13 protein-coding genes are annotated in these 12,235 nt (G+C 68.5%); 4 read left to right on the forward strand and 9 right to left on the reverse strand.

Annotated elements, in window-relative coordinates; translation table 11 throughout:
• Positions 1-26: 26 nt before the first annotated feature.
• From ACK4SE_RS05305 to cysS, 6 genes are all read right to left on the reverse strand, one after another.
• Positions 27-830 (reverse strand): hypothetical protein, encoded by an 804-nt coding sequence (locus ACK4SE_RS05305; RefSeq protein ID WP_409689518.1) that lies wholly within the window; start codon positions 828-830, stop codon positions 27-29.
• A gap of 246 nt (positions 831-1,076) precedes the next feature.
• A complete protein-coding gene (gene gshB / locus ACK4SE_RS05310; protein WP_409689521.1) occupies positions 1,077-2,018 on the reverse strand; it encodes a glutathione synthase in 942 nt (313 codons plus the stop codon).
• A 72-nt stretch (positions 2,019-2,090) separates the two neighbouring features.
• Positions 2,091-2,906 (reverse strand): transglutaminase family protein, encoded by an 816-nt coding sequence (locus ACK4SE_RS05315; RefSeq protein WP_409689523.1) that lies wholly within the window; start codon positions 2,904-2,906, stop codon positions 2,091-2,093.
• 7 nt (positions 2,907-2,913) lie between these two features.
• Positions 2,914-3,330 (reverse strand): YraN family protein, encoded by a 417-nt coding sequence (locus ACK4SE_RS05320; protein ID WP_409689526.1) that lies wholly within the window; start codon positions 3,328-3,330, stop codon positions 2,914-2,916.
• Positions 3,330-4,205 carry a 16S rRNA (cytidine(1402)-2'-O)-methyltransferase gene (gene rsmI, locus ACK4SE_RS05325; protein ID WP_409689528.1) on the reverse strand — a complete coding sequence of 292 codons (876 nt, stop codon included), beginning with the start codon at positions 4,203-4,205 and terminating at the stop codon, positions 3,330-3,332. Before rsmI ends, ACK4SE_RS05320 begins: the two co-directional genes overlap by 1 nt.
• Before the next feature lie 75 nt (positions 4,206-4,280).
• Positions 4,281-5,690 carry a cysteine--tRNA ligase gene (gene cysS / locus ACK4SE_RS05330; RefSeq protein WP_409689531.1) on the reverse strand — a complete coding sequence of 470 codons (1,410 nt, stop codon included), beginning with the start codon at positions 5,688-5,690 and terminating at the stop codon, positions 4,281-4,283.
• A gap of 127 nt (positions 5,691-5,817) precedes the next feature.
• Between cysS and folE the strand changes: the two genes are divergently transcribed.
• Complete coding sequence (gene folE / locus ACK4SE_RS05335) at positions 5,818-6,432, forward strand: GTP cyclohydrolase I FolE (RefSeq protein WP_409689534.1); 615 nt, start codon at positions 5,818-5,820, stop codon at positions 6,430-6,432.
• Between the two features lie 287 nt (positions 6,433-6,719).
• On the opposite strand, the gene ACK4SE_RS05340 is transcribed toward folE, so the two are convergent.
• On the reverse strand, positions 6,720-7,862 hold the full coding sequence (locus ACK4SE_RS05340; RefSeq protein ID WP_409689538.1) for an acyl-CoA dehydrogenase family protein: 1,143 nt from the start codon (positions 7,860-7,862) through the stop codon (positions 6,720-6,722).
• A gap of 3 nt (positions 7,863-7,865) precedes the next feature.
• Positions 7,866-9,062, reverse strand: coding sequence for an acyl-CoA dehydrogenase family protein (locus ACK4SE_RS05345; RefSeq protein WP_409689541.1), 1,197 nt, complete (start codon positions 9,060-9,062; stop codon positions 7,866-7,868).
• 176 nt (positions 9,063-9,238) lie between these two features.
• Here ACK4SE_RS05345 and ACK4SE_RS05350 point away from each other — a divergent pair, with 176 nt between their 5' ends.
• Positions 9,239-9,916 carry a bifunctional 4-hydroxy-2-oxoglutarate aldolase/2-dehydro-3-deoxy-phosphogluconate aldolase gene (locus ACK4SE_RS05350; RefSeq protein ID WP_409689544.1) on the forward strand — a complete coding sequence of 226 codons (678 nt, stop codon included), beginning with the start codon at positions 9,239-9,241 and terminating at the stop codon, positions 9,914-9,916.
• 9 nt (positions 9,917-9,925) lie between these two features.
• Here the strand turns inward: ACK4SE_RS05350 and ACK4SE_RS05355 are convergent, their stop codons facing one another.
• The gene (locus tag ACK4SE_RS05355) at positions 9,926-10,555 is read right to left on the reverse strand and encodes a TlpA family protein disulfide reductase (RefSeq protein WP_409689547.1); all 630 of its coding nucleotides are present in this window, start codon (positions 10,553-10,555) and stop codon (positions 9,926-9,928) included.
• On the opposite strand from ACK4SE_RS05355, the gene argH reads away from it, so the two are divergent.
• Both argH and lptM read left to right on the forward strand, forming a co-directional pair.
• Positions 10,554-11,972, forward strand: coding sequence for an argininosuccinate lyase (gene argH / locus ACK4SE_RS05360; RefSeq protein WP_409689550.1), 1,419 nt, complete (start codon positions 10,554-10,556; stop codon positions 11,970-11,972). The genes ACK4SE_RS05355 and argH overlap by 2 nt on opposite strands.
• Positions 11,969-12,196: an LPS translocon maturation chaperone LptM gene (gene lptM / locus ACK4SE_RS05365; protein ID WP_409689553.1), complete on the forward strand. Its 228-nt coding sequence runs from the start codon at positions 11,969-11,971 to the stop codon at positions 12,194-12,196. Before argH ends, lptM begins: the two co-directional genes overlap by 4 nt.
• The last annotated feature ends 39 nt before the right edge of the window (positions 12,197-12,235 follow it).

Raw genomic sequence — 12,235 nt, forward strand, 5'->3', positions numbered from 1 at the left:
ACTTGCGAATATGAGCGAAGCAAACATTAGCACTCTCCGTTCGCATTGGTCGCCTGATTCTGGCGTGCTCCGGTCTGGTTATTGTAGAGATTAAACTCGGTCAGCCGCCCATCATGCAACAGATACTGTCGGAATTGGGCGGCGTCTGCACCCTGAGAAACCAGGAAATCGGGCCACTCCCAGTCACCAGCGTTAGGCAGATCGTGACCCGCGCTAGGGTCGACGGGCACCCAAGTCCCGTCTGAAAGTTGCCGTTCAGTGGGATGGCTGTGAATAATTCCCACAACTTGTGTCCAGCTAGAGAATCCAAAGTCCGAGGGAGCGGACGCCGGGTTCAGCCCAGTGAGCGAGTTGTTGTCCCCATCGATGCGGGAACTCAAGTGGAAATCGCCCGCGGCGTCTCGCCAGATCAGATACCCGAACTCCTGTCTGTCAGCAGTTGGCAGTTCATTGATTAGATTGGCCGCTGTCTCGGCCAAGTCGTCGATCGCTCGATCAGCACAATCAGACCATCCATCAGGACGGGGAGGCGCTTCCGGTGGGCCGGGAGACTGTTCGGAGTCATAACCATCCCAGTCGAACCAACTTGAGTCGTAATTCCCTCCAGTCCAACCGGGCGCAGAAGTTCTCTTTCCTACTACGGTGACACCCGCGACTTCATGAGGAGGGGTGCTGAACAATATGAGGTCATCATTTACCCTCTCCTGTTTACCAAAAAATGCTCCGAAGATTTCGTTTGAAATCTCCCGGGACGCTGGATCGTCAAAAATGCTGTCGAATGCCCTAAAACCTCTGTGCGCCTCATCCGCATAAAGCCAGACGTCTTCCATTTACGCTCTCCATGCGCGCTGAAGCAGAGAATTTGCCTAACAAAGCAGGATCGAACGGTTGATCATGCAAAGAGTGCGTGACCTCATTTAACCTGAGAGCGAAACTATCCTCATGGTGGAAACGAGCAAAAATTTTTGAATTTTTCGCGACGGTCGCTACGGCTTCGGGCGCACTACTGTAACGTAATTTCTCAACGTGTGAGCTATCGCTATAGCAATGAGATTTCAACAAGCGGCGTTCGGCGATCAGCCGACCTTCGCCTCCACCACATCCCACATCAGGGTCGCCGCATTGACGCCCGTGAACTGCTTCAACTGCACCGCACCGGTGGGCGAGGTGACGTTGATCTCGGTCAGATAGTCGCCGATCACGTCGATGCCCACGAAGATCAGGCCGCGGCGCTTCAGCTCGGGAGCCAGGGCGGCGCAGATCTCCCGGTCGCGGGCGGTCAGCTCCACCGCCTCGGCCCGGCCGCCCACCCGCAGGTTGGAACGCACATGGCCCTTCAGCGGCACCCGGTTGATGGCCCCCACCGGCTCGCCGTCGATCAGGATGATGCGCTTGTCCCCGGCCTCAACCGCCGGGATGAATTTCTGGATCACCAGCTGGTCGCGGCTGACCCCGGCGTGGATCTCCACCAGGGCGTCCAGATTGGGATCATCGGCCTTGAGCCGCACCACGCCCGAGCCCGCCGCCCCGTGCAGGGGCTTGAGCACCACGTCCCCGTGGCGCTGGTGGAAGTCGGCCAGGGCCACCGGGTCCGACGAGATCAGGGTCGGCGGCTGCACCCCCTTGAACCGCGTGGCGAACAGCTTCTCCGGGGCGTTGCGCACCTCGGTCGGGTCGTTGACCACCAGGGTCTGCGGATGGATCGTCTCCAGCAGATAGGTGGCGGTCACATAGGCCATGTCGAAGGGCGGGTCCTGACGCATCAGGATCACATCGATGTCCTCGGCCAGGTCCAGCTTCACCCACTCCCCGAAAGTCACATGGTCCCCGACCTTCTGGCGCAGGGCTGCCGGCCGCGCGCGGCAGAACAGCCGCCCGTCCTCCAGCGCCAGGGTGGCCACGTCATAGACCCACAGCCGGTGGCCGCGCTCCTGGGCGGTGATGGCCTGAAGGAAGGTGGTGTCCGCCTCGATATTGACCGCCTCGATGGGGTCCATCTGGATGGCGACCTTGAGCATGGCGTGTCCTTGAAGCGTGGCGTTGAGGGCTTGCAGATGGACGCCGCGCGCCCCGGACGCAAGCTGCGCGCGTCAGTTCAGGCGCAGGCGGATGCGGTCCTGGGCGCTGCGGGCGTGCACCTCGCCGTAGTCGTCCAGACCCCGCGCCCGGTCCAGCGCCGCCAGCGCCCCGGCCAGGGCGCCCTGTTTCTCCCGCGCCGCCGCCACGTCCAGCCACGGCCGGTGATCGTCCGGGTCCAGCAGCACGCGGCGCAGGGCCGAGCGTTCGGCGCCCTCGAAATCCTGACGCCTCAGGGCGCGCACATACAGCATGTTCTGCAGCCGGATCAGGGCCTGCCGGTCGCTCACCGGGGCCATCAGCAGGTCCAGCCGGTCCGCCACATGGGGCGTCAGCCCGGCCAGCAGCGCCCGCCGGGTCAGCTCCGACGGCATGACGATGCGGCCCTGGCTGAACGGGTCCAGCGCCACCGCCCCGTCCTCCGTCTCGACCCGCAACAGGAAGTGACCCGGGAAATCCACCCCCCGGCAGACCAGCCCGGCCTGGGCCGCCGCATGGATGTAGAACACCGCCAGAGCCGCCGACAGGCCGCGCCGCCGCTCGGCCACATCGATGATGTCGGTGTTGGCGGGATCGTCGTGGTGCAGCAGGTCGCCGTTCAGCCGCAGGTCCGAGGCCATGGTCTCCACCAGGGCGTCGTCGTGGGACTCGCGGGCCATGCGTTCGGCCAGCCGCGCGGCGGCGTTGGCGGCCAGGGTCCGCACCGGGGTGGTATCCCGGTGCGGATAGTCGTGGATGGCGCAGGCGATGGCCGCCTCCAGCAGCGGGAAGGCGTCGTCCCCGGCCGTCCCGGCCTCGGTCAGAACCTGTTCCGCCTCCTCGCGCGTCACCTCGACCTCACAATCGTCTCAGGCTTTCCTGCGACAGACCCCGAACATGACGGGGAAACCGGCCCGGGGCCAGCGCCACCATATCCAGCCGCAATGACAGGTTCTTGAGCGAGGGCCGGTTTCTCGCCACGGCCTTGCCCGCCGCCATCAGGCGCGCCTTCTGGGTTTCGCTCAGGGCGCCCAGGGCCTGATCCAGCGTGGCGCGGCGCTTCACCTCCACCACCGCCAGCACGCCGCCGCGCCGGGCCAGCAGATCGATCTCCCCCGCCCGGCTCTTCAGGCGAAAGCCCAGCACCTGATAGCCCTTGGCCATCAGCCACGCCGCCGCCAGCCATTCCGCCGCATGCCCCGCCTTGTGCGCCTTCGCGCCCAGCCCGATCCGCCACGGCGCCTTGGAACGCACCGGGGCGGGGGGCGGCCGCATCAGGCCGGGTCCTTGCCCTGCAGCGCCAGGGCGCGGCGGTAGAGGGTCTTGCGCGGCAGATCCAGCGCCTTGGACACTTCGGAGGCCGCATCGGCGGGACCGGCCCGTTTCAGGGCGTCCACCAGGGCGGCGTCGGCGTCGGCCTCGCTGGCCTGTTCGTCCTCGCCGGGGCCGATCACCACCACCAGTTCGCCGCGCGGGCCGTCCAGCTGCGGCTTGGCGGCCAGCTGGACCAGATCGCCGCGCACGCACTCCTCGTACAGCTTGGTCAGTTCGCGGGCCACGGCGGCGGGGCGGGGCCCCAGCACGGCGGCCATGTCGGCCAGACTGCCCGCCAGACGCGGGCCGCTTTCAAAGAACACCAGGGTGGCGCGGATGGGCTTGAGCACTTCCAGCGCCGTGCGCCGCTGTCCGCTCTTGGCGGGCAGGAAGCCCGCGAACAGCACCCGGTCGGCGGGCAGTCCCGCCACCGCCAGCGCCGCCAGCAGGCTGGAGGGGCCGGGCACCGGGTGCACCGGCAGGCCCGCCGCGATCATGGCCCGGGCCACCACAAAGCCGGGGTCCGAGACCATGGGCGTGCCGGCGTCCGACACCAGCGCCACCACCTGACCCTCGCGCACCCGCTCCACCGCACCCCCGGCGGCCCGTTCCGAGGCGTGGTCGTCGCAGCGCTCCAGCCGGGCCTTGAGGCCATAGGCCGACAGCAGCTTGCCCGTGACCCGGGTGTCCTCGGCCAGAATCAGGTCGGCGGCCTTCAGCACGTCCAGCGCCCGCAGGGTGATGTCGCGCAGGTTCCCGATGGGGGTCGAGACCAGATACAGGCCCGGCTGCACCGGCCGGGGCGGCGGCGCCATGGGCGGAAAGGGGGAGATCATCGATGGATCCGTCATCCCCCGACCGTGCCAGCGCCCGCGATCCGGCTCAAGCGAAACAGCGGTGACGCTTGAGCCTCAGTCCTTCAGCCGCCAGGTGGCGCCCGTGGGACCGTCCATGACCACCACCTTCAGTTCGGTCAGGCGGTCGCGGATGCGGTCCGCCTCGGCCCAGTTCTTCTCGGCGCGGGCCTGCAGCCGCTGCTCCAGCAGGGCCTCCACCTCCGCCTTCCGGGCGTCGTCGGCCCCGCCCTCGAACCAGGCGTCGGGATCGGCCTGCAGCACGCCCAGCAGGGCCCCGCCCGCCAGCAACCGGCCCTTGGCGGCGGCCACGGCGCCGTCATCGCCGGCGGTCATGGCCCGCTCGATCTCGCTGGACAGGGCGAACAGGGCGGCGGCGGCGCCGGGTGTGTTCAGGTCGTCCTCGATGGCGGTCAGGAAGTCCTCGGACGGCTCATCGTCCGCCGCCGGGATGGCCGAGGCGCGGCGCAGGGCCTGATACAACCGGTCCAGATTCTTGCGCGACTGGTCCAGCAGCGACTGGTTCCAGTCCAGCGGCTGGCGATAGTGGGCGCTCAGCAGGGCCCAGCGCACCACCTCGCCCGGCATGGACTGCACCAGATCGTGCAGCAGCAGCACATTGCCGATGGACTTGGACATCTTCTCCGCGTCCACGGTCAGAAAGCCGTTGTGCATCCAGTAGCGGGCGTATTCCTGATGGGCGTCCGGCCCGTGGGCGTGGCCGTGGGCGCAGACGCCCTGGGCGATCTCGTTCTCGTGGTGGGGGAACACCAGATCGATGCCCCCGCCATGGATGTCGATGGGCAAGCCCAGATTGGCCTCGATCATGGCCGAGCATTCGATGTGCCAGCCGGGGCGGCCCGCGCCCCAGGGCGACTCCCAGGACGGCTCCCCGTCCTTCGACGGCTTCCACAGTACGAAGTCGTGGGGATTGCGCTTGTAGGGGGCCACCTCGACCCGGGCCCCGGCCACCATCTCGTCCAGATCCCGGCCGGACAGGCGGCCATAGTTCTCATAGGCCGAGACGTCGAACAGCACATGGCCCTCGGCGGCGTAGGCGCAGCCCTCGGCCATGATGGCGCCGATCTGGGCGATGATGGCGTCCATGTGGGCCGTGACGTGGGGCGCCATCGTCGGCGCCAGCACGTTCAGCTTGTCCATGTCGTCCAGATAGGCGGCCTCGTAGCGGGCCGTGATCTCGCCGATGGGCACGCCTTCGCCGGTCGCCCGGGCGTTGATCTTGTCGTCCACGTCGGTGACGTTGCGCGCATAGATCACCGCCCCGTCGCCGTACTCGCGGCGCAGCAGGCGGAACAGCACGTCGAACACCACCGGCGGGCGCGCATTGCCGATATGGGCGAAGTCATAGACCGTCGGCCCGCACACATAGAGCGTCACCCGGTTCGGATCGCGGGGCTCGAAGGGCCGCTTCTTGCGGGCCAGGGTGTCGTGCAGGTGGAGCGTCATGGGGTCGCGTGCTATCCGTTTTCTTGCGGGACGCACCGGTCGTCCCATATAGGCGTGACGCGGTGCAATAGACCCGCAACGTCATGATTGGGAGCCTCTTCAGACTCCCCCCTGAAGAAAGAACAGCATGGACGCCTCAGCCAAGCCCGTCCTGGTCAGCAACGACGGCGCGATCAAGCGCCCCAGCCGTGAACAGGCCATGGAGGCCGTGCGCACCCTGATCGCCTGGGCCGGCGACAATCCCGCGCGCGAGGGCCTGGTCGACACGCCCCGCCGGGTGGTGGACGCCTATGGCGACTGGTTCCAGGGCTATGACGCCGATGCGGCGAAAGAGCTGAGCCGCACCTTCGAGGACGTGCAGGGCTATGACGACATGGTGCTGTTGCGCGACATCGAGGTGGAGAGCCACTGCGAGCACCACATGGCCCCGTTCCTGGGCAAGGCCTATGTGGCCTATGTCCCCACCGAGAAGGTGGTGGGCATCTCCAAGCTGGCGCGGGTGGTGGAGATCTTCTCCAAGCGCCTGCAGACCCAGGAGACCCTGACCCAGCTGATCGCCCAGGCCATCGAGGACAGCCTCCTGCCCGCCGGAACCGCCGTGCTGATCGACGCCGAGCACCAGTGCATGACCACCCGCGGCGTGCACCACCGCCACGTCTCCACCATCACCACCCGCTTCACCGGCGTGTTCAAGTCCGACCCCGCCCTGCAGGATCGCTTCCTGAAGCTGGCCCGCGGCTGATCTCCTGATCCTTCTCCCATTGGGAGAAGGGGGAGCCCGCGCACGAAGGCGCGACAGCGTCTTCGTTCTGGCGCGGGGGATGAGGGTCGGCCGGCCCGCCCCCGGCGCGGAACATTAAATTTGCCCCCACCCCTTCCGGCCGCCCGTATGACGGACCTCCATCACCAGACGGCGGAGGGGCGATTTCGGACAATTCGGACACGTTTTTTTTGGGCCAGAGCCCGAATTTCGGACAATTCGGACAATTCGGACTCTGTTTTTTCGCCGTCAGGGTCTGAAATCCGCCCTCAGTACCCCCCCGACCGGGCCACCCGGTCGGCGTGGAAGCCGTGGTCGCCCATGAGCTCGTTCAGGACGCGCACGCGCTTCATGTACAGGCCCACGTCGTACTCGTCGGTCATGCCGACGCCGCCGTGCATCTGCACCGCCTCCTGGACGCACAGCTCGGCCACCCGCCCGGCCTTGGCCTTGGCCACCGACACGGCGAAGGCGGCGTCCGCGTCGCCCGCGTCCAGCTTCTGCAGCGCGGACAGGGTGGCGGCGCGCACGATCTCCAGCTCGGTGAAGACGTGTGCGGCGCGGTGCTGGAGGGCCTGGAACTCGCCGATCAGCTTGCCGAACTGCTTCCTGGTCTTCAGGTACTCGGCGGTGAGGCGGAAGGCCTGATCCCCCGCTCCCAGCAGGGACGAGGCGGCGCAGGCCCGGCCCAGGTTGAGGACACGCTCAATGATCTCGCCGCCCCCGTCCACCGGCCCGAGCACGGCGTCAGCGGTGACCTCCACGTCGCTCAGGGTCACCCGGGCGGCGTTGTGGGCGTCCACCATGGCGGTGCGCTCGATCTCCAGTCCCGCGGCCTTCGGGTCGATCAGGAACAGGGTCAGGCCGTCCATGCCCTCTCCGCCCGCCTCTCCTGACGTGCGCGCCGCCACGATCAGGGCGTCGGCCACATGGCCGTCCAGCACGAAGCCCTTGTTCCCATTGAGTTTAAAGCCATTGCCGGAGCGCTCGGCGGTGGTCTTGATGCGGTGCGGGGCGTGCTTGCCCGCCTCGTCCACAGCCAGAGCCACGATGGCCTCGCCCGCCGCGATCCGGGGCAGCCAGGCCGCCTGCTGCTCGCCCGACCCGGCCTTCAGGGCCGTGGCTGACAGCACGCCCGACGACAGAAACGGTGACGGCGTCAGGGTCCGCCCCAGCGCTTCGGCCACCACCCCGGCCTCCACAGCGCCCAGACCGGACCCGCCCTGGTCCTCGGGGATCAGGACGCCGGAGAAGCCCATCTCCCCGAAGGCCCGCCACAGGTCGCGCGAGACCCCGTCGGCGTCATGGCTGTCGCGCAGCTTGCGCAGGTGGGCGATGGGCGCGTGCTCACCCAGGAAGCCGTCGGCGGCCTCGGCCAGCATCTGCTGCTCGTCGGAAAGGATCAAAGGCATGGGTCAGGCTCCCGGCAGTTGCAGCAGATGCTTGGAGATGATGTTGAGCTGAATCTCGGAGGTCCCGCCCTCGATGGAGTTGGCCTTGGTGCGGAGCCAGTCGCGGGCCGCGGCGCCGTCCCGGGACCGCTCGCCTTCCCACTCCAGCGCATCGGCCCCGCCTGCCGCCATCAGCAGCTCATGGCGGCGCTTGTTCAGCTCCGAGCCGTAATACTTCAGCACCGAGGACAGGGCCGGATGGGCCCGGCCCGCCTTGGCCAGATCGCCGGTCCGCTCCAGCGCCAGACGGAAGGCCGCGCCGTCCACGTCCAGCTCGGCGATGCGGGCGCGCAGCATGGGGTCGTCCAGCCGCCCGGCCTCGTCCAGTCCCACGGCCTTGGCCGCGGTCCGGCCCAGCGCGGCCCCGCCCATGACCTCGCCCATGGAGCCGATCATGGTCCGCTCGTGGGCCAGCAGATTCTTGGCCACGTCCCAGCCCCGGTTCAGCTCGCCCACCAGATTGGCCTTCTCCACCCGCACGTCGTCGAAGAAGGTCTCGCAGAAGGGCGACTTGCCGGAGATCAGGGTGATGGGCCGGGTCGACACGCCCGGCGTGGCCATGTCGAACAGCACGAAGGAGATGCCCTTGTGCTTGGGCGCCTCCGGGTCGGTGCGCACGAGGCAGAAGATCCAGTCCGCCTTGTCGGCGTAGGAGGTCCACACCTTCTGGCCGTTGACGATCCAGTGGTCGCCGCGATCTTCCGCACGGGTCTGGATGCCCGCCAGATCCGACCCGGCGCCCGGCTCGGAATAGCCCTGACACCAGCGGATCTCCCCGCGCACGATCTCGGGCAGGAAGCGCTTCTTCTGCTCCTCGGTGCCAAAGGCCAGCAGGGCCGGGCCCAGCATCCAGACGCCGAAGCTGTTCAGGGCCGGCTGGGCCTTGATGCGGCGCAGCTCCGAGGCCAGCACCTTGGCCTGTTCGCGGCTCAGCCCGCCGCCGCCGTATTCACGGGGCCATTCCGGCGCGGTCCAGCCGCGCTCGCCCATGGTGCGCATCCAGCGTTCGTGGGCCGGGGTGGCGAAGACGGCGTTGCGCCCGCCCCAGATCATGTCGGCCTCGGACGGCATGGGCGCGCGCACCTCGGCCGGGCAGTTCGCCTCCAGCCAGGCGCGGGTCTCGGCGCGGAATGTCTCCAGATCGGATGCGGGTTCGCTCATGGGGTCCTCCGTGACCGCACAGCCGGCGGCCTTCGTCCCGAAGCCTAGCCGGTCCGTGGTCAAAAGCTACCCTCTGCGGGGCGTCAATGTAACGCGGTGTGAGGCCGTTTCCCTTGACGGGGGTCGCCATTCCGGCGACGGAAACCCCCGCACAATCAAACAGAGGCACCGGTGTCATGCGTCACGATCGTCTGAGCGTCCTGCAACAGCTCGAGCGCCAGGGCGTGGTGCCGGTGTTCTATCACCCGGACGTGGAGACCTGCATCGCGGTCATCGACGCCTGCGCCAAGGGCGGCGCCCCCGCCGTGGAGTTCACCAACCGCGGCGACTTCGCGGCTCACGTGTTCCTCGAGGTCAGCCGCCATTTCGCCAGGGCCAACCCGGACGTGATCATGGGCGTGGGCTCCATCGTCGACGCCCCCACCGCCGGGCTCTACATCGCCGGCGGCGCGCGCTTCATCGTCGGCCCGATGCTGAACCCCGAGGTGGCGCGCCTGTGCAACCGCCGCATGATCGCCTATTCGCCCGGCTGCGGCTCGGCCACCGAGATCTCTGACGCCCAGGAGCTGGGCTGCGACATCGTCAAGGTGTTCCCCGGTTCGTCCGTGGGCGGCCCCGACTTCGTCAAGGCGGTGCGCGGCCCCATGCCCTGGACCAAGATCATGCCCACCGGCGGCGTCGACCCGGACCCGGCCTCCATCGAGAAGTGGTTCGGCGCGGGCATCGTGGCGGCGGGCATGGGCTCCAAGCTGATCACCGACGCCGCCGTGAAGTCCGGCGACTGGGCCGGCATCGAGGCCAGGGTCCGCGAGACTGTCACCGCCATCGCCGACTTCCGGGCCAAGAAGGGCTGACCTGAGGCCTCAGGCCTCCTCGGCCAGCAGGGCGTCGACGAGGGCGCGGGCCTCGGCGCTGTTCCAGTCGGCCTCGCCCGCCATCCAGGCGCGGACCCGGCCCTGACGGTCCAGCAGGATGGTCTGGGGCATCTTGCCGGCGCCCGGGAAGACGAAGGGCAGGCGGAAGCTGCGGTCCGAATAGAAGGGCAGGGGCTCGTGAACGTCGAGGAAGCTGATCGCGTCCGCCACCGCCTCGTCGCCGGTGTCCACATTGACCGGCAGGACCAGCATCTGGTCCTCGGGGTAGGCGCGCTGCAGCGCCGCCAGGGTCGGCATCTCGGTGCGGCACGGCGCGCACCACATAGCCCAGAGGTTCACCACCACCACCCGGCCCCGGAAGTCGGCGAAGGTGACCTCCTCGCCCTCGCCGTCGGTGAAGACCTGATCCGGGGCGACGGCCAGCTCGGCGGGGGTCTCCAGCGCGGTCAGGCCGCCGCGGGCATAACGGGCCAGATCGCTTTTCTCGGCGGAGGCGGCGTCATTCCCTTGGAAAGCGCCGCCGCGCATGGCGTATAGGGCCCCAGCGGCGCCGACGACGAGCACGGCCGCCGCGACCAGTCCGACGACCAGACGCTTCTTCCCCGAGTTCTCCGCCATGACCGACCGTCCCGAACCGACCCCCCAGGATGAGGCCAAGGGCCAAAGTCTATGGGGCGGACGCTTCTCCGCCAAGCCCGCCGAGATCATGCAGGCCATCAATGTCTCCATCGGCGTCGACCAGCGCCTGTGGCGCGAGGACCTGACCGGGTCGCGGGCGCATTGCCGCATGCTGGCGGACCGGGGCATCATCACAGGCCCCGACGCCGAGGCGATCCTGGGCGGACTGGACGCCATCCAGGACGAGATCGAGGCCGGGACCTTCCCGTTCCGCGACGCCTATGAAGACATCCACATGAATGTGGAGGCGCGCCTCAGTGAGCTGATCGGCGAGCCGTCCGGACGGCTGCACACCGCCCGGTCGCGCAACGACCAGGTGGCCACCGACTTCCGCCTGTGGACCCGCGCGGCCTGCGACCGGACCATCGAGCAACTGACCGGCCTGCAACGGGCCCTGCTGGCCCGGGCCGAGGCCCATGCGGGCGATCTGATGCCGGGCTTCACCCACCTGCAGCCGGCCCAGCCGGTGACCTTCGGCCACCATCTGATGGCCTATATGGAGATGATCGGCCGGGACGTGGGGCGGTTCACCGACGCCCGCGCCCGCCTGAACGAGAACCCGCTGGGCGCCGCGGCCCTGGCCGGATCGCCGTTCCCGATCGACCGCCATGTGACCGCGAAGGCGCTGGGCTTCGACGGCCCCATGCGCAACTCGCTGGACGCGGTGTCGGCGCGGGACTTTGCGCTTGAGGTGATCGCGGCGGCCAGCATCTGCGCGGGACATCTGTCGCGTCTGGCCGAGGAGATCGTGGTGTGGATGACGCCGCAGTTCGGCTTCGTCAGCCTGCCGGACGACCTGACCACCGGCTCGTCCATCATGCCGCAGAAGCGCAACCCCGACGCCGCCGAGCTGGTGCGGGCCAAGACCGGGCGGGTCATGGGCGCCTTCATCGCCCTGTCTACGGTTATGAAGGGCCTGCCGCTGGCCTATTCCAAGGACATGCAGGAGGACAAGCCGCCGGTGTTCGAGGCGTTCGACGCCCTGGATCTGGCGGTCGGCGCCATGACCGCCATGGTCGCGGCCTTGAAGCCGGACACCGCGCGCATGGCCGAGGCGGCGGGCTACGGCTTCTCCACCGCCACCGATCTGGCCGACTGGCTGGTGCGCGAGCTGAACCTGCCGTTCCGCAAGGCCCACCATGTGACGGGCGCGGCGGTGAAGCAGGCCGAGGCGCTGGGCGTCGATCTGGCGGGCCTCCCGCTGGAAGAGCTGCAAAAGCTGGAGGCGGGTATCACCGCCGATGTTTACAAGGTGCTGACGCCTGAGGCTTCATGCGCCAGTCGTCAAAGCTTCGGGGGGACGGCGCCGGAACAGGTCCGGGCGCGCATCGCCGAATGGAAGGAGCGCCTGTCATGAGAACCGTGCTGATCCTCGCCGCCACCGCGGTGGTCCTGTCGGGCTGCGGCCGCATGGGCGATCTGGAATCGCCGCACCGCGAGACCGAGCGGGCGCCACGATCGGCCAGCGCGCCGGGCCTGCCCGAGCCCGCCACCATCAACCGCCCGTCCAGCCAGCAGGCCATCGACGGCGGCCCCAGCAACCCCATCGGCGGCACGGCGGCCGGGCGCGAGCCCCAGTAAGCCGCGCTGACAAGCTGAAGCTTGAAGGTCCTCCCCGAC

The organism is Brevundimonas sp. (genome assembly GCF_046293315.1).
Lineage (GTDB): Bacteria > Pseudomonadota > Alphaproteobacteria > Caulobacterales > Caulobacteraceae > Brevundimonas.